Source organism: Novosphingobium sp., assembly GCF_039595395.1.
Classification (GTDB): Bacteria; Pseudomonadota; Alphaproteobacteria; order Sphingomonadales; family Sphingomonadaceae; genus Novosphingobium.
The window spans coordinates 567043-585187 of sequence record NZ_JBCNLP010000006.1 but is presented as its reverse complement, the minus strand read 5'-3'; the positions used below and the strand labels follow the sequence as shown (position 1 = coordinate 585187).

At 63.0% G+C, this 18145-nt stretch carries 11 protein-coding genes; 4 read left to right on the top strand and 7 right to left on the bottom strand.

Annotation, left to right across the window (positions count from 1 at the left end):
• Position 1: 1 nt before the first annotated feature.
• The 3 genes from ABDW49_RS22545 (at position 2) to ABDW49_RS22535 (ending at position 5739) form a co-directional block, all read left to right on the top strand.
• Positions 2-3232: a CusA/CzcA family heavy metal efflux RND transporter gene (locus tag ABDW49_RS22545; protein ID WP_343615436.1), complete on the top strand. Its 3231-nt coding sequence runs from the start codon at positions 2-4 to the stop codon at positions 3230-3232.
• A 271-nt stretch (positions 3233-3503) separates the two neighbouring features.
• A complete protein-coding gene (locus ABDW49_RS22540) occupies positions 3504-4424 on the top strand; it encodes a cation diffusion facilitator family transporter (protein WP_343615434.1) in 921 nt (306 codons plus the stop codon).
• A gap of 265 nt (positions 4425-4689) precedes the next feature.
• Entirely contained in the window at positions 4690-5739 is a 1050-nt protein-coding gene (locus tag ABDW49_RS22535; protein ID WP_343615432.1) for a serine hydrolase domain-containing protein, read from the top strand.
• Here the strand turns inward: ABDW49_RS22535 and ABDW49_RS22530 are convergent, their stop codons facing one another.
• On the bottom strand, positions 5740-8781 hold the full coding sequence (locus ABDW49_RS22530) for a TonB-dependent receptor (RefSeq protein ID WP_343615431.1): 3042 nt from the start codon (positions 8779-8781) through the stop codon (positions 5740-5742).
• Between the two features lie 836 nt (positions 8782-9617).
• On the opposite strand from ABDW49_RS22530, the gene ABDW49_RS22525 reads away from it, so the two are divergent.
• Positions 9618-10133 (top strand): DUF1697 domain-containing protein, encoded by a 516-nt coding sequence (locus ABDW49_RS22525; protein WP_343615430.1) that lies wholly within the window; start codon positions 9618-9620, stop codon positions 10131-10133.
• A 48-nt stretch (positions 10134-10181) separates the two neighbouring features.
• Here ABDW49_RS22525 and ABDW49_RS22520 read toward each other — a convergent pair whose 3' ends face one another.
• The 6 genes from ABDW49_RS22520 to ABDW49_RS22495 all read right to left on the bottom strand — a co-directional run bounded on the left by ABDW49_RS22520 (position 10182) and on the right by ABDW49_RS22495 (position 17930).
• Positions 10182-11030, bottom strand: coding sequence for an alpha/beta fold hydrolase (locus ABDW49_RS22520; RefSeq protein ID WP_343615429.1), 849 nt, complete (start codon positions 11028-11030; stop codon positions 10182-10184).
• Positions 11027-11443: a helix-turn-helix domain-containing protein gene (locus tag ABDW49_RS22515; protein WP_343615427.1), complete on the bottom strand. Its 417-nt coding sequence runs from the start codon at positions 11441-11443 to the stop codon at positions 11027-11029. The genes ABDW49_RS22520 and ABDW49_RS22515 overlap by 4 nt, the downstream gene beginning before the upstream one ends.
• Before the next feature lie 313 nt (positions 11444-11756).
• Positions 11757-12407: a hypothetical protein gene (locus ABDW49_RS22510; protein ID WP_343615425.1), complete on the bottom strand. Its 651-nt coding sequence runs from the start codon at positions 12405-12407 to the stop codon at positions 11757-11759.
• A 375-nt stretch (positions 12408-12782) separates the two neighbouring features.
• On the bottom strand, positions 12783-15311 hold the full coding sequence (locus tag ABDW49_RS22505; protein WP_343615423.1) for a TonB-dependent receptor: 2529 nt from the start codon (positions 15309-15311) through the stop codon (positions 12783-12785).
• A 488-nt stretch (positions 15312-15799) separates the two neighbouring features.
• A complete protein-coding gene (locus ABDW49_RS22500) occupies positions 15800-17683 on the bottom strand; it encodes an NRAMP family divalent metal transporter (protein WP_343615421.1) in 1884 nt (627 codons plus the stop codon).
• A 4-nt stretch (positions 17684-17687) separates the two neighbouring features.
• Positions 17688-17930 (bottom strand): hypothetical protein, encoded by a 243-nt coding sequence (locus ABDW49_RS22495; protein ID WP_343615419.1) that lies wholly within the window; start codon positions 17928-17930, stop codon positions 17688-17690.
• Between the last annotated feature and the right edge of the window lie 215 nt (positions 17931-18145).

Below are 18145 nucleotides of genomic sequence, written 5' to 3'. Positions count from 1 at the left end.
CATGATCGCCCCAATCGTCAATTGGGCGGTTCACAAGCGCTGGCTCGTCCTGCTGCTGACCGTCCTTGCCGCCGTGATCGGCGGCGCCGCCCTGTACCGCCTGCCCATCGACGCAGTGCCGGACATCACCAACAATCAGGTCCAGATCAACGTCAAGGCGCCTGCCCTCTCGCCCGAGCTGGTCGAGAAGCAGGTGGCCTTTCCCATCGAGACGGCTCTGGCCGGCATTCCTGGACTGGACAACACCCGTTCGCTCAGCCGCAACGGCTTTGCCCAGATCACAGCCGTTTTCGACGACAAGACCGACATCTATTTCGCGCGCCAGCAGGTGACCGAGCGCCTTGGCGGCGTAACCGGCAATCTGCCCAGCGGCGTGTCCCCCGAAATGGGGCCGATCGCGACGGGGCTTGGCGAGGTCTATATGTGGACCGTCAGGCTGGAGCATCGCAAGGATGACAAGCATCTGCCCGGCGAGCCCGGCATGCAGCCCGATGGCAGCTACATCACCCCCGAAGGCGACCGCCTGACGAACGACACGGAGAAGGCTACCTATCTGCGCACCGCGCAGGACTGGATCGTTGCCCCCCTGCTGAAGAACACCAAGGGGCTGGCCGGGATCGATTCCATCGGCGGCTATGTGAAGCAGTTTCAGGTCATCCCCGACGTGCAGCGCCTGGCGGCCATGGGGCTGACCCTGACCGATCTGGGCACTGCGCTGGAGCGTAACAACACCAGCGTGGGCGGCGGCTTCGTCAACCGCAATGGCGAGGGGCTGGCTGTCCGCTCCGATGCGCTGGTGCGCAATGCCAGTGAGCTGTCACGCATCGTCGTTGCCACGCGCAACGGCACGCCGATCACGCTGGATCAGGTGGCCACGGTGAAGATCGGGCAGGCCATCCGTATGGGTTCGGCCTCCGAAAACGGCACGGAGGTCGTGGTGGGCACGGCGATCATGCGGATCGGCGAGAACAGCCGCACAGTGGCCACCGCCGTGGCGGATCGGCTCGAAGCCATCAACGCCTCCCTGCCGCCTGACGTGATCGTCCAGCCCGTGCTGAACCGCACGGCGCTGGTGAACAAGACGATCAAGACCGTCGGCAAGAACCTGACCGAGGGCGCGCTGCTGGTGATCGTCGTGCTTTTCGCCCTGCTCGGCAACGTCCGCGCGGCGCTGATCGCGGCGATGGTCATCCCTGTGACCATGCTGCTCACCGGCTTCGGCATGTTGCAGGCCGGCGTTTCGGCCAATCTGATGAGCCTTGGCGCGCTCGATTTCGGGCTCATCGTCGATGGCGCGGTCATCATCGTGGAAAATGCGCTGAGCCGCATGGCGCACAGGCAGGAGCACTTTGGCCGCCTGCTGACGGTGCAGGAGCGGCTTGCCACCGTGGCCACGGCGGCCCGCGAGATGATCCGGCCCTCGGTTTACGGGCAGGCGATCATCATTCTGGTCTATGTGCCCCTGCTCACCCTGACGGGTGTGGAGGGCAAGACCTTCGTGCCCATGGCGCTGACCGTCATCATCGCGCTGGCTTTTGCCTTCGTCCTCTCGCTCACGGCGGTTCCGGCCGCGATTGCCATCTGGCTGTCGAAGCGGATCAGCGAGAAGGAAGGAAGGATCATGGGCTGGCTCAAGGCCCGCTATGAGCCGGGTCTGGCCAAGGCCATGAAGCGCCCCAGCCTGACCATCGGCACCGGGATCGGCGGTTTCCTCCTTGCGATCGCGGCCTTTATGTCGCTGGGGCAGGTGTTCTTGCCGCAGCTCGATGAGGGCGATCTGCTCATCCAGGCCCTGCGCATTCCGGCGACCTCGGTGCAGCAGAGCCAGGCGATGCAGGTGCCCATCGAACAGATGATGGCCAAACAGCCCGAGGTGCAGTTCGTCTTCTCCAAGACCGGCACCGCCGAGCTGGCATCCGACCCGATGCCGCCCAACGCCACCGATATGTTCGTCATCCTGAAGCCTCATAACGCATGGCCTGATCCGGGCATGTCGAAGGCAGATCTGATCAAGCGCCTCGAAGGTGAGCTGAACACGTTTCCAGGCAATGCCTATGAGATCACCCAGCCCATCCAGATGCGCTTCAACGAGCTGATCGCGGGCGTGCGCGGCGATATGGCGATCAAGGTTTTCGGCGACGATTTCAACGCCATGAACCTGACGGCCGACAAGATCGCCAGCATCCTGCGGCGCACGCCCGGAGCCGCCGACGTGAAGGTGGAGCAGACCTCGGGCCTGCCCATGCTCGACATTCGCGTCAATCGCGATGCCATGTCGCGTGTCGGCGTGACGGCACAGGATGTTCAGGACATCGTGACCGCAACGCTGGGCGGCAGAACCTCGGGGATGATCTTCGAGGGTGATCGCCGCTTCCCCGTCGTCATCCGCCTGTCCGATTCACAGCGCGCCGACCTCTCCACGCTGGAACAGGTGCAGGTTCCGGTACCGGGCGGGAAGTTCGTTCCGCTCGCCAGCGTGGCGGACATCAGGATCGTGGACGGTCCGAACCAGATCAGCCGCGAGAACGGCAAGCGCCGCGTGGTGGTGCAAGCCAATGTGCGCGGGCGCGATATTGCCAGCGTGGTCAAGGATGCTCAGGCCACCATCGCCAGGGAGGTCCGCCTTCCGGCCGGCAGCTATCTGGAATGGGGCGGCCAGTTTGAAAATCTGGCTTCCGCCCGCGCGCGCCTTCAGGTGGTGATCCCGGCCTGCTTCGTGCTGATCCTAATGCTGCTCTATGGCGCTTTGGGTTCGGCGCGGGACGCGGCGATCGTCTTTACCGGCGTGCCTCTGGCGCTGGTGGGCGGCGTGCTGGCGCTGTTTCTGCGGGGGATGGATTTCTCCATCTCGGCAGCGGTGGGTTTTATTGCCCTCTCCGGCATCGCGGTGCTCAACGGGCTGGTCATGGTCTCCTCGATCCATGATCTGATGAAGCGCGGTATGGACAGGGCCGAGGCTGCGCGAAAGGGCGCGATCCAGCGTTTGCGGCCCGTGGTGATGACAGCACTGGTCGCCAGCCTTGGCTTTATCCCGATGGCGCTTGGCACGGGTGCCGGCGCCGAGGTGCAAAAGCCGCTGGCAACCGTGGTGATCGGCGGTCTGGTCTCGGCGACCTTGCTGACCCTGTTCGTGCTGCCGACGCTCTATGCCCGCTATGGCCGCAACGACATCCCGCAGGGCGAGGATCTCGACGACCATGAGGCCGAGGAAACCGCCGCCCGGCACGCCTGAGCGCACATATCATCCGCCGGGCGGGGATCTTCCTCGCCCGGCACCCAGGCCCCGAATTTCACGCATGGATTGAGGAGGAGAAGGTCATGAATGGTAGAGGCAGATCACCATGAGAGGGCCGATCAGCACCATTCTCGTGCTTCTGGCGACCGCCACATCCAATCTGTCGGCCTGCGCCCCGTCAGAAGATCAACACGATACCGACGCCGCGCATGACCGGGCATCGACCAGATCTCGATGACGAGCGCTGATCCCCAATCCACAGGAGAACATGATGGCACATGATCATGGCCAAGGCGGCCATTCGCACGACCACACCGCTGGCGCCAATGCCAGGATGCTGGGGTGGGCGCTTGCGCTGACCTCGATCTACCTCGTGGCGGAGGTTGTCGGCGGCATTGTCTACAACAGCCTCGCGCTGCTTTCCGACGCCGCCCATATGATGACCGATGTTGCCGCGCTGGTGATCGCCCTGATGGCCATCAAGCTGGGCACCAAGCCCTCCGACGACAAGCGAACCTATGGTTATCGCCGCTTCGAGATCCTGGCGGCGACCTTCAACGCGGTCCTGCTGTTTGCCGTGGCGATCTATGTCTTCGTGGAGGCGATCAAGCGCTTCAGCCAGCCACAGGACGTCCAGTCCGTGGGGATGATGATCGTTGCGGCGATCGGCCTGCTGGTCAATATCGTGTCGATGCGCCTGCTGATGTCGGGCAGCGACAAGAGCTTCAACGTGAAGGGCGCCTATCTCGAAGTCTGGGCCGATATGATCGGCTCTGTCGGCGTCATCCTTGGCGCGCTGGCCATCCGCGTCACGGGCTGGAGCTGGGTCGACCCCATCGTGGCGGTGGCCATCGGCCTGTGGGTCTTGCCGCGCACCTGGATCTTGCTGCGCGATACGACCAACGTGCTGCTGGAAGGTGTTCCCTCGGGCATGAGCCTGCCCGAGATCCGCGCAGCCATCGCCAAGGTTCCCGGCGTCGGCGGTCTGCACGATCTGCATATCTGGTCGATGAGCAATGACGACGTAAGTGCCACGATGCACGTGACCCTGACCGAGCAGGCCGATGCGGACGCGGTGCGTGCTGCTGTCGCGAGCCTTCTGCATGACAGTTATGGCATCGAACACAGCACCATCCAGACCGAAGGTCCGGAGGCCGAATGCGGTCACCGTGGCGAGCTTCACCCCTGAAAATCGGCAGGGAACGTCTGGGCAGAAGCCCTGGCGTTCCTCGCCATCGGTCGCCGCCATGACGGAGGAATCGGAGGACGAACTGCAAACAGCGCAACGTGATCAAGCCCCGTCACTTTAGAGGCATCACTCCGGCTGACATGCACCCGACGAATCAAAGCGACATCTTCCGGAAAAACAGGCAATAAATCCCTATGCGGAAGCCAGACGAGTCATGATCCCCCTCTCTCGACGGGCAACGCTCCTTGGCCTTATGGTGCTTCCCATGCCAGCATGGGCTCATGACCTGCCTTCCGGGGCGCAGATCACCGCCTCGCTCGAGGAGCGCCTTGCCGGGCGCGATGGCGAGGGGCTTGTCGTGGCCCTGCTCGAACCCGCGGGCACGCAGATCATCGCGCGAGGCCCCGAGGGGGATGGCCCCGGCTTCGATGGCCGCACCATCTTCGAACTGGGCTCGCTGACGAAGGTGTTCACCGCGCTGATCCTCGCGGATATGGTGCTGAAGGGCCAGGTCTCGCTCGATGATCCGGCACAGCACTATCTGCCGCCCGGCGCGCGCATGCCTGAACGCCATGGGCGGGCGATAAGCCTGCGCGATCTTGCCATGCATCTCTCCGGCCTGCCCCGGCTGCCGGACAATATGCCCTTCGGTCGACCCGAAGACCCTTACTCGGATTATGGCGAAGCGCTGCTGCTCGATTTCCTCGGGCGTTACCAACTGCCGCGCGATCCCGGCAAAAGCTACGAATATTCCAATCTGGGCTTCGGACTGCTCGGCTATCTGCTGGCCCGCGCCGCGCGGAGCGATTACGCCAGTTTGCTGGCTCAGCGGATCACCGGCCCGCTCGGCATGCATGATACGGTGATCACCTTGTCGCCCGAGCAACAGGCACGGTTCGCGCAAGGGCACGATGCCGCCATGCACCCGGCAGCCCCATGGACCTTTCCCACGCTGGCCGGTGCCGGGGCGATCCGCTCCACCGCCGAGGATATGGCCATCTTCCTGCGTGCGGCGATGGATGGCAAATCCGCGATCGGCCCGGCGATGCGGCTTGCCACCGCCTCGCCCCATGCCATGGGGGATGGCAGGAACCGGGCGGGCCTTGGGTGGGTGATCGGCCGATCACCGGAAGGGCAACGCCTGCTGTTTCACGATGGCGGCACGGGCGGCTTTCGCACGTCCATGATCGTGGAGCCGGCCTCGCAGCGCGCGGTGGTTGTTCTCGCCAATGCCGCTGCCGAGCCTTCGACGCCCGACCTTGCCAGCCATATTCTGCTTGGCGCGCCCCTGCTGCGCGCCAGGCAGGCGTCATGATCAGAACTTCAGGCTGGCGTTCAGGCGGAAATAACGCCCCATGATGGCATCATAATAGCGCGTGACATCCGCCGAGTAAGGGAACGGCAGGCCACGGTTGAACACATTGTTCACCAGGAAGCGGAAGTTGACATTCTTCGTCACATCCACGCCGACCGAGGTGTTGAACGTCACATAGGCGTGGACCGTGGGATACTGATAATCGGCATCGAGCCCATTGGGATTGATCTTCGAGGATCCGTAATAAATCCCCTGCACCATCCAGTTGAAGGCCTTGCGGCTGTAATTCGCCGTGGCGGTCAGCCGGTCAGCCGGGTCCTTCGACTGGCCCACCACCTGCTGCAGATCGCCCGCGCCGATGCGGTAATAGTGCCGGAAGGTGTGCAGATAATTGACATTCAGATCCAGCACGCCCGCCGAGGAGGGCAGGCCCAGCCGTTCAAGCGGCAGCGTGTATTTCGCATTGCCCTGCAGCGCGCGGAACACCTCCTGCCCGATGTTGAAATTGCTCGAGGCGAAGGAGGTCACCTGACCCGCGCTGTTGCGGGTGAAGGTGCTGCAATAGGGGCTGGAGAGCGAGGAATCGTAGCAGGCCGACATCAGATCGGTGAGGCTCAGGGCCGCGATCTCATTGCGGATGTCGATGTTGACGTAGTCGGCGCTGATCTCCAGCCCGCGCAGCGCGGCCGGTTGCAGCACCGCGCCCACCGTCCAGCTGTTGGCGATTTCGTTCTGCAGATTGGGATTGCCGCCCGCTGTGCCCTTCACGCTGACCGTCGTGGCCGTTGAGGTGAAGTTCGCGGGCAAACCGGCAGCCGCGCAATTGGCAGCGCGCACGGCGGGATTGTTGCCCGCATTGATGTAGCCCTTGTCGCAAGGGTCATTGCCCAGCGAGGTCACCGTGCTGACCGGCGCGAACAGTTCGGTGACAGCCGGCGCGCGGAAGGAACGCGTAAAATTGCCGCGCAGGGTCAGACCCTTGACCGGCGCATAGCTGCCCCCGCCCGTGTAGGAGGTGAAGCCTCCGGTCAGGCTGTGCTTCACATAGCGCACCGCCGCATTGACATCGAGCTGAGCGATCAGCGGCACATCATTGTCGGGCGCGATGATCGGCGCATTGAACTCGCCGAAGAACTCATTGCTGTGGAAGCTGCCCGACACCGGCGCGATCGGAGCCGAACCGCCATAGGCCACCCGGCTGCCATTGGCCTGCAGCGCGCCCGCATAGAAGGCGCCCGGATCGAAGGCGGCGCTTTCGCGGCGATACTCATAGCCTGCCACGCCCTTGGCATAGCCGCCGGGCAGGCGGATCAGATCGCCCTTCACATCGGCGACCACATCGGTCTGCGTGTTGAGCTGATGGGTGAAGGCATTGGCCGTCACATAATCGATCGCCGCCGAGCTGGCATTGCCATAACCGAAGATGTTGAGCGGCGCGCAGGTGCTGCTGATCGTGGGATAGGCCGCATTGGTATAGCCCGGCGCGCAGACGATCTGGCCGCTGGCATTGGTGACGGCATTGACAGCATTGTTGAAGTTCTGCGTCACCAGCTCGCGCGAGGCGGTCGAGCTGGTGGAGCGGCCGTAATTGACCGTCACATCCCAGTCGAACTTGCGCTCGCCCAGCGCGAAATCGCCGTTCAGTCCGCCCACAAAGCGCATCAGATCGCTGCGGGTGCGGAAAGCGCCGGTCGACAGATCGGTGTTGGCGCGCGAAAGGTAGAAGCGGTTCGTCGGCAGGCCATATCCCGCCAGATTGCTGATGATCGTCTGACGGTCAGCCGCGCTGAGATAGGGGTTGGCGGTGCTGATGATCAGATTGCCCTGGGGCTGCCCGGCGGCGGCGAACTGGCGGGTGTTGTAATAGGGCTGCTTGGCCAGATTGGTGCCATTGTCGCGGCTCAGCCAGAGCTCGCCGCTGAAACGGATATGCTCGGTCAGGTCATAATGGCCCAGCAATGTGCCTTGCAGACGCTCGGTGTCGGCGAGGAAATTGTCGTAATCGCTGATGGCAAAACCGCTGCCGCCCGCCTGATAGGCCGGGCTGCCCGTCAACTGGCCATTGATGAAGGGGGTCAGTTGCCCGGCGTTGTTGAAGGTCAACACCTGTCCGGCGGCATTGGTGATGCCCGCGGACGCCCGCCCGCCAAGGATGGGATAGGCATCGGCCACCATCGGCATGCCGGTGTTGGTGAAGAGATTGTAGTGCAATCCGCCCGAATAGACCTGATGCGTGTAGGTATTGCCCGGCACAGCCGTGCCCGAGAAGGTCCTGCTGCCGCCGATCTGGCTGGAGCGGTCGGCATTGGTCAGGCCATGCTGCCGGTCATAATAGACGCTGACGGTGATGTTGCCGCGCCCCTCGGCGAAATTCCGGCCAGCCAGCAGCGAGACATTGGTGTCCTGCCCGTCACCCTGACCGGACACGCCCTGCGAGGCATTAATCGACAGACCCTGATAATTCTTCTTCAGAATGACATTGACCGTGCCCGCGATGGCATCCGAACCATAGATCGGCGCGCCGCCCACCGAGACGGTCTCGACACGATCGACCAGAGCCGGCGCGATCTGCGCGAGATCGACCGGCGAACCGGCGACGGCCCCCAGCAGCGAGCTGTTGGCCGCGCTGACGAAACGATTGCCATTGACCAGCGTCAGCGTGCGCTGCGAGCCCAGATTGTAGAGATTGGCGAAAGTCTGCCCCGCACCGGAAAAGCCCTGGCTGCCGATCGGGCTGCTGCCCGGCACACCGAAGCCGGGCTGATCGAGCAGCGCCAGGCCGAGATTGGTAAAGCCGCGCTTGGCGATCTCATCCGCGGTGACCCGCGTGATCGGCTGGGCCGTGATGGTCGTGGTGGGGATGCGCGAACCGGTGACGACGATGGTGTTGGCTTCGGCTTCATCCTGCCCGGCTGGGGCTTCGGAGGCCGGCGTGTCGGCAGTTTGCGCCATGGCCTTCCCGGTCGGGACAAGGCTGCACAAGGCGACGCCGATCAACAGGCGACAATGGGCGCTGCGCGCCGTGTGATTGGGTTGACCCATGATACGATCCCTGTTGATGGCCGCCGATTTTCTGCCCGCGCGACCGATGCTTCACGTTAGTCTTGCCAGCAAACTGCTGACATCTCTGTCAATAATCCACGACACGCCAAGTGCGACCCGCCCGTCGCAGAGCGTCTTGGAGGCCCTGTAGGGGGGCACATGTAAAAAAACGTATAACTCGGGAGTGACCATATCCGGGGTTTCTGCGGGGAGTTTGAAACTCGGTTTGACCGTTCCCTATGGTGTCGACACCGCCATTCGCGGCATCGGGTACGAGATAAATCCTAAGAACACTCATCGTCGATCGACTGGCCAAATGAAGCATGACAATCGCCCCTTCGCTTAGCCCAGGCATTTTTTCTCCGCTCATGCCGGGGCGGCTCGATGGACTGAAGGTCGGCCAGGGAACGGCGCCGACAGCCGCGAGCCAACGCGTTTGTCGATGATTGTATGGGGATGGTCTTCGGGGCGGCCGCAACTCCTTTGAAGCCATCGCGGGTCTCGATGAGGGCCTCCTTGTTCGTCCTCTCGCCTGGCAAGGTGAGGATAGTCCAAGGTCTCTGCTATTTCAAAATCTGCCCTTCGAGATGTCGCTCGGGAACGGAAGCAAAGTCCAGCTCTCATCACTCTGAGGGCGCCGCGAAAGAGGTGAACCAACGACCGGTTTCGACGCTCCGATCTGGCAACGTGCAGGTCAGGTTTGTCAGCGTTAGAGGTCAGGGACGGATGGCTCTCGACCAGCGCGCACCGCTCGGGTGCGTTTGGCTGGACGGCCTAAGCTGACAATGCGATCCTGTGGTCTTATAGAGAACACTGGTCATGAGAGGAGCTCGAAATTGAACGGATATGTGGCCTTGCTGCGAGCCGTGAACGTCGGCGGCACCGGCAAATTGCCGATGGCAACTCTTTCCCAAATGTGTGCCGCAGTTGGGTTCGAAGCGGTGAAAACTTATATCGCCAGCGGGAATGTCGTTTTTCGGAGCCATGGGTCAGAGGGGCAGGTGCGATCGGCGCTGGAGGAGCAGCTCCACGCCTATGCCGGAAAAAGTGTAGGCGTGATCGTCCGAACTGCTGCAGAAATTGCCGACACGCTTGCCCGTAATCCCTTCCCGGATTCGCCTGGCAATCGCGTTATGGCACTGTTCGCCGACGAAGCGCTGCCCGCTGATCCTCTTGAAGGCGCGACCGGGATCAAGAACGAGCAGCTTCGCTTGGGAAAGCGCGAAATCTTCATCTTCTACCCGGACGGCATGGCTAACACCCGCCTGCGCATACCCTGCGATAAACGCGGCACGGCGCGGAATATGAACACCGTCGCCAAGCTGGCGGATATGGTGGCGGCTATCGCGTAAGTCCGTCGAGCGCTGTCGGTGGAGATGTGCAAGGCCCTGCACAGGTATTCAGGCCAACAGGAATTGCAGAATCGTTTCGGCCTGACCGGGGATGAAATGCCGGGCTTCAGGTAAGAAGCGGATTTGCGCTTGAGGAACGAGGCATTCCAGCCGTTCGCGACTTTCTCGGGAATCGAGCAGCACATCGCGCCCACCCAAAATCGCCAGCAGCGGCAGGCGCAAACCGGCCAGCGCATCATCCTGAAACACGGGTGGGTGCAGAGCACGCAGGCGGGCGCTTTGGCTGATCAGCCGCATCAGATCGACAATCGCTTGAGCGAGCGGTTCCAGCCCCTGCCGTTCCGGCCCGATCACCATCGCCCTGATCCGGCGCATGCCCCATGGGCCGAGCAACATAAGCGGCAAGGCCTTGAGCAGAAATTTTCTTTGGCGTCCAATGCCCGTGGGGCAGATAAGCGCCAGCCTGCTCACCCGATCCGGGCGCCGGATTGCATAGTCGAGCGCGATCCAACCGCCCAGCGACACCCCGACAAAAGCCGCCTGCTTCAACCCAAGCCCATCCAGCACATCATCGAGCCAGAATGCGTGGGCATCACCGTTGAAAGCGGGCTGCGAAGGCGCGCTCAGCCCCGGTTGGCCGATCAGATCGAGAGCGTAGACCCGAAACTGCCGCGACCAAAGTGCCGCATCCGGCAGCCATGAGGCGGCATTGGCTTGCATGCCATGCAGCAGAATCAGCGGGGGCGCATCCTTCGGCCCGCAAGCCAGAGCAAAGGTGTCGCCTTGCCGCGTGGGCAGTATATGCTGCTCATGGTCGACCGGCCATGATGCAAGCAAGGCGCGATAGCGTTCCAGCACCAGTTGGCGCGCGCCTTCGCTCTTGAAAACGGCATTCATGCCGGGGCGCCGCGAAAGGTGTCGAACGCCTGCAGCAGCGCGGCGGTATCGGCGGGCTCGGCAATGATCACGATCTTGAGATGGCTTGCGGCAGGATCGAATGCGGTTTCCAGATGCACGGGCGTGGACGATGCGCCGCGCGAGATCAGCGCGGCCTGCAGAGCAGCGGTCAGTTGGGCGGCCTGATCCCGCGTGGCATCGGGCATATCGACAATCGAGGTGACGCGCACCGGCCTAACGCTCTGCTCGGGGGAAACACCGGCAAAGGCATCGAGGTCGCCGCGCAAAATGCGGTAGGATTTGCCGATTTTTGTGGCGCGCAACCGTTCTGCCGCAATCAGCCGCAGCACGGTTTTGGGGTGCAGCCCGAGCCGGTCGGCCACCTGATCGACGGTGAAAAAGGTTTGAGACATGGTGCTTCCTGATGAGGATGAAATGTCTGCAATATTACCTTCCATGGAGTCAATATGGAATTATATGGACAAAATTCCTTCAAAGGGAGTCTCGCAGTGAGACGTGCGGTATCATTTTGGGGCAGTCCTCCGAAGGATTGGAGGGGCATGACTCAGCCTTCCCAACCCCCGGAGGCGATGATCGGTTCACCGGGCGCTTCTCGCGTTGTCTGCTACCAAGCTATTTTATGTGAATGGACGGCAACTCTTCGGAAGGCCAAAATCGACGGGCTACGGCGGCTTTGTCAGCGGCACGCGCAAGAGTGATTGTGGATCACGCTTGCCGAATGAAGCGCACGACCGTGCCAAACCCGAATAGAACAGCCGGGAATCCAAAGCACATTGCCACAGGGATGGTTGTCGGTGAGCCTTGCAGCCGCGGCGCAAAATAGAAAAAGCATCCACCGGCCAAGGTCGCGACAGCCCACTGAAGCACCATGACTCTGCCTGCTGCCCCCTTCGATACGGAGGGAAGCGCTGAGGGCAACCCTTCCGCGCCGCTGTTGTCCGCCGTATGGTGAAGGCGTTCCCAACTGCAGGCGTCAATCTTCAATGTGCCAACCGGTGGAGTACCGAAGGTCAATTTGACGGTCGACACAAGGAAAGAGCGCGAGGAGGTTGTCCGTATGTCCGTCCAGGGAATGAAGAGAGGTCGTTGGAAAGGCCCAAAGATTTTCCAGATGCTGATGCGCAGTCCCGACGGGCACGCGGAAAGCGTGAGAATACCATTCAAAGCGACCCCCATACCCATGGAGCCTGACCGGCCACGCAAAGTGAGCAGTGCGGGCTCATCGCGAGGCCTGTAATGTCTCTGGAGACCGAACCATCCCGAGAAAAAGCCGAGCAATGTGCTAATCGCCAGCCACATGCCGATGAAGAGTACGGGGAAGAAGTAGGGAAACAACTTTACGACATCGTCGTTCATGATGCACCGTCCGGTTGTATCCGGGGAATATGCCGCTGTCGCACTGCCAGCGCAACGCAACGGTATCACCTTTCGACAAAAGAGGTGTGAATGGATAGCAGCTGGCAAGATATTTCCGGCCTCAAACATGAATGTCAGTGGAAATAGCGCGCGCCTGAATGCGCGCTTCAATCGGGTACTCCGGTCAGTTTTGGGGAGGACGGTTGAACCGCGCCGATTTTGACGGAGCGGCAAACCCTTGAGCACTGGATGAACGGAGGGCGACTTCCGAGTACCGCGAAAGAGCCCCTAAGCGTCTGCTATGTCAGCGAGCTTTGACAGACAGCCCGAAGGGCTGAGCCCTCCGGCCAATCCAGCGCGGTTCAATCGCCCCTTTCACAGCTGCGACGTAAGGGTCAGGAGAAACTGGCGTGGGGCCGATCTCATGAAGGTCTGATAATCGCCTGATACCGAGTAACCGCCGATGCCGACCGATCCGATGTTGTTCCGGTTCGCCAGATTGTTGACGTCGAGCCGGAAGGTGAGGTCCGGCCTGAAACCTGCTTTAGGCAGATGATAGGCAATATGGGCGTTCATGCTCCAGTAGGTCGGCACGTGAATGTCGTTGGTATAGGTAAAAGGATTGTCGAGATACACCGTGCTGGTCAGCCCGCTTTCGATCCTGCGGTGCTTCGCCGCGATCTGCGTGATCAGCGACATGCCGGGATAGCCGGGCTGATCGTGCCCTTTCAGCGGGCTGTTGCCCTCGGGCGTGAGGAGATCGTCCTCATATCGCAGCTTGCTGACGGAGAAGGATTGCGACGCGGTCAGCCAGGGCGCCAGTTTCGCGCTGGCGATGGCATCCGCCCCGATCAGGCGTGAGCGCGGCACGATGCCGACCGTGCGCAAGGGGGCGAATTGCGGCCCGCTGGTGCCGTTGAGCAGCCGGTTGAGCACGATGCCGTAATAGGCATCGAGCGTGAGGCTGACCGGCCCGAAAGCGTGAAAGCCGCCCACCGTGAAGTTCCAGTCCCGTTCAGGTCGCAGCATCGCGCGCGCGGCGTCGAAAATCGCCTGACTGTCGGCGGTCCAGGCCGAGGAGATCGGGCCGATGTTCCCGCGCGGGGAGACGCGATAGCCGGCCATCGTCTCGCCAATGTCGGCATAGAGCGTGCTGCGCGCATCCGGATGCCAGTCGACCGAGACATGCGGCAGGAAAGCGCCGCGCGCGGTGAGTGCCCCGTTCGGCGCCTGATCCGGGCCGATGCCGCCGCCGCTGGTGGTGAAGGTCACCGTCTTGAAGCCAGCCTTGATCGTCAGCGTTTCGGTGGGCTTGAAGACATCCTGAAGATAGGCCTGCATCGCATCGGTCCGCCAGCGCGAGATGTTCGCGGTCTGAAAGGCGGGGCCATAGGTGTCGTAAGGGCCGATGGCAGCCAGCGGCCTGCCTTGGCCGGGCAGCGGCTGATCGTACCATGCCAGGCGCGAGGTCGCGGTGGCGCGTTCGATCCAGAGCCCGGTGGAGATGGTATGGCGCCCGGCCTTGTAGGTCAGCTTGACGGTGCCGCCGAACCGCTGCGGCCTGGTTGTCCATACCTGCGAGGAAAAGGGCGCGCCGCTGGGCGAAGGGGTGGTGACGTCGGAGATTTCGATGCTGGAATCGCTGATGGCGGCATAGCCCATCACACTGCCCGACAGCCTGTCCGACAGGCGGACATGATGCGTCAGATTGCCGATATAGTCATGCGTGTTCTGACCGGTGTCATAGGGCACCAGCGACGCCAGATCGCCGCAAGCATAGGCCCCGCATGACGCATTGGCGTTTTGCGGCGAGGCGACATAGACCGCCCGCGCATAGTCGGGATAGAGGATATCGGTGCCGTTCCAGCCCAGTTTTGCCAGCATGTCGAAGGATGTGTTGTTGTACCCCCAGATCTGCGCATGCGAAAAAGAGAAGAAGGCGGTGAGGTCGCCCCAGGGAAGATCCTGAACGATCCTGGCACTGGCATGCAGCATGGATTGCGTGCCTGCGCCGCTGTATTTGTCCTTGGAAATCCGTTCGAAGCCGAGCAGGATTCTGGGGCCGCCATCACCGATCTGGCCCGTATGACCGGTCAGGCTGGTGACCAATGTGGTGTTGCTGCCATAGCCTTGCGTGATGCTCAGGCCCGGCTTCGATTGCGGGGCGATCAACGTATACTGGATATCGCCGCCATCCACCGAATTGGAGAACACATCGACATTGGCCGAGCCCGGCGAAACCTCCACGCCGCCGATCTGCCCGGTGACGCCGACATTGAGCGGCGCGGTTCCGGTGACGCTGCCATAGCTGCCATCGTTGAGCGGGATGCCTTCGAAGGTGACCCCCAACTGCTCTTGACGGAAGCCGCGCACCATCAGGAAACCGTCGGACAGGTCAAGGCCATAGGCATCGGTGGAGGTGAAGGTCACGCCAGGCAGATTTTTGACCAGCGCCAGCGCGCTGGTGCCCGACAGCACGTCGGACCAGTCGCCTTTTGACAAGGAGAATTGTCCCGCGCCGCTGGGGCGGGTGATGCCTTCCCCGGAGCGGCGCCGGGCCGTGACCGTGATGTCCTGCGCCGGATTGGCGACGGCGGGAGCGCCATCGCTTGTCTGGGCCTGTGCTGTCGCGGGCAGGATGCCAAGCGCCAGGGCAAGTGCGGGCAGATGCATCGCGCGCCGGGAAAGGCCGCAGCGCCTTGCCGCCATCACGGCGTTGAACGATGGAAGGCGCGCTTGAGCGATGGTGTGTAACGTCATGATCGACTCCAGATGCAGGCATGCGGAGAGGTCGCGCTCCGCCGTATCGGTGGAGCCGCTCTTGCCGCTTGTGGGATGTTCGGGGGTGTTGCCGCCTGGCTGCCCCACGCGATTGTGGCGGGCGGACAGGCGGACTGTGGCCAACCGCGCGGCTCTCTGCGCGGTCGGCGGGTTTCAGATCATCTCGGCCTTGAGCGGGCCTCGGCGGTGATCAGCGCTGCGCGTGCCAGATCGCCAGCGAACGTCTGGAGAGACGGGCCGACTGGCGACATGCAAAGCGCACGGTCGCCGGACTGATCCATCGCTTCATGGCCAGTGCGAAAGCGGTTTTCATGATCCAGTGCGCGAGCAGCAGGTAGCAGTGCTGCCGCAACCGCCGGAACCACAACGTCCGGACCAGCGATTGCTGCCAGTTCCCGGTGCCGCCGCGACGTGACTGTGCTCGGGGCAGTGATCGAACCGGGGCGGTCTGCGGCGCGTGTCTGACAATGGCCATTGTCGCGGGCCGAAGCCAGACCTGCGGGTCAAGCCGGCGGCTTGCGCCAGCAGGGACACAAGGCTTGCCTCGGGGCCGGTGGAAGCAGGCATATGCATGCCGCCGGAGGGGGCTCGTCCATGGAGGGCGCATCATGTCAGGACCCTCCATCCCGCACGTCGCTCAGGGCGCGGGGCAGGCGGATCGCCTCCTTCGCGTGCGGCGGCTGACCTTGCGGCAGGGCCTTGTCCGCCTCACCGGGGTTTGGCGGCCCGGCGATGTCGAACTGCGGGATATGAAGCGTGACACCGGTTGCCGCTTCGGCCACCTTCACGGCGATCAGGGCGACGGCAATCAGCAGGTAACCGCGCAGCACCCCCATCCACAACATGGTCATCATCGTCATGGCCGAGTCGGGCAGATGGTCGAGCGGCGGCATCCGCCAGGTCCGGCGTTCATGCGATGTCATCCGTACAAAGGCCCGGTCACGTCCACCGTTTCGACCACCATGGCGGCGGTCGCGCGGTGCCAGGGCCAGCAGCAGGCCGATCAGCCCCAGCATGCCGCCGCCGATCAGGATCTTGAGCATGACGGCTCCGCTGACAGTCGGGAAGATCGTGGCCAGAGTGAGGATGATCGACAGCAGCACCAGCACCCAGATCACCATGCCCGTGAAGAGGTTGCGGCCCAGCCCATTGCACCAGGGGCCCAGCACCGCGCGATCGTTGCAGAGCAGCAGCAGGAAGACCGTTGCGCTGGGCAACAGCACACCCGCCAGAGCCTGCACCGCATTGGTCAGAAAGCCGAGGAAAGCGTCGCTGGAGATCGCCACCAGTCCCCCGGCAATGGCGATGAGAATGCCATAGGCGAGGTAGAACCCGGTCGCATCGGTGATCTTGCGATGCAACGAATGCCGAACCTGCAAGACGTCGGCGATGGCATAGGATGTGGCCAGCGAAACTGCCGCCGCCCCGATCAGGCAGGCATCCAGCAAAGCGATGCCGAAGAAGGCCGCGGCATAGGGCCCGACATGGTCATGCAGCGCGGCGAGAATGCCGCCCGTATCGGAAAAGTGTCCGAAGCCGGGCTTTCCGGCGAAGAGCGCAGCGGAAAAGGCCACCATGGCCACGGCACCGATCATGACGAGGCCGATGCCCAGCCACAGGTCGACCTTCGCATAGGCGCTGAAGGCCGGGGTGATGCGTTTGTCGACGATGTAGCTCTGCTGGAAAAAGAGCTGCCAAGGCGCGACAGTGGTGCCCACAATCGCGATCAGCAGCAGCATCACCGCTGCCGTGTCGGAATGGGCGGGCCATTGCGGCACCAACAGCCCGTGCGCGATCACGCCGATGGGCGGATGCACAAGGACAAGCACGGGCAGCAGCAGCAGGCTGCCGGCCACAAGCAGCATGGCAAGGCGCTCGAACTGCCGGAAGCTGCCGGTGCTCACCGCGCCGATGATGAAGACCCCTGCGGCCAGCAGTCCGGGGATTTTCGGCACACCGAAATAGCGCAGCACAAAGGTGATGCCGATGAATTCGGTGACGATGGTCAGCGCATTGAGCAGCACCAGATCGATGACGCTGAAGGCGCCCCAGAAACGACCGAAGCGGGCGAAGATCAGCCGCGCATGGCCGACGCCGGTGACCGCCCCAAGGCGGGCGACCATCTCCTGATTCACATACAGCACCGGGATCAGCAGCATCAGCGCCCAGAGCAGCGACACGCCGTAATTCTGCCCGGCCTGCGTGTAGGTGCCGAAAGCACCCGCGTCATTGTCGCCGACCATCACGATCAGGCCGGGTCCGATGATCGCCAGCAGCGTGGTCAGCCGCGCCTTCCAGCTCTTGCGGCGCAGCGTATCATGCTGCCGGATCGTCCCGAAAGCCCCTTCGATATCGCCGAGATGCGCGCTGTCCAGCACGGCGGGCAGGCGCGGGGGCCGGCCGCCCGGTTCGGCCATCGTGAGGGGCCGCTCCGGAGATGCGGCGTTGGCGGGGCGGTGATCGACAAGCGTTTCGCCAGCAGGGATGTTGTTCATGGCCCTAGCCCTCCGCATCGAGGAAGGGATGGTCCGCACAGACCGGCAGGGATGGCCGCTTGGCCGATCGCTCGACGTGCCAGCTTGCGGCCGGATGGCCGTCCTTCCCCATTGCCCAGCCCATGACGAGCTCCGACCTGATGGACAGGACCTCGGCCTGCGTGGATGCGGCCTGCGCAAATGCTGCGCGGGCATAAGAGGGCGCCAGAGGCGCCGCATGCGACGTGAATAGGTGAAGCGCGGCCATGGCCACCTCCTTGAGTTCAAACTTTTGTTCGAACCCGGGCGGCCTGGCCGGGAAGGCTCAGCGATTGAACGCTGAGGCTTGCGCGGCGGCAGGGCGGGCCCAGGTCATGATCCGGTCCTGCGGAAGGCTCACAATCGACGGCTGGCGTCGACTGTCGCTCTCCGAGGGGGCGGTGCTAGATCGCGGTTCCATGCTGTTCCCCTGTCATGCCATTC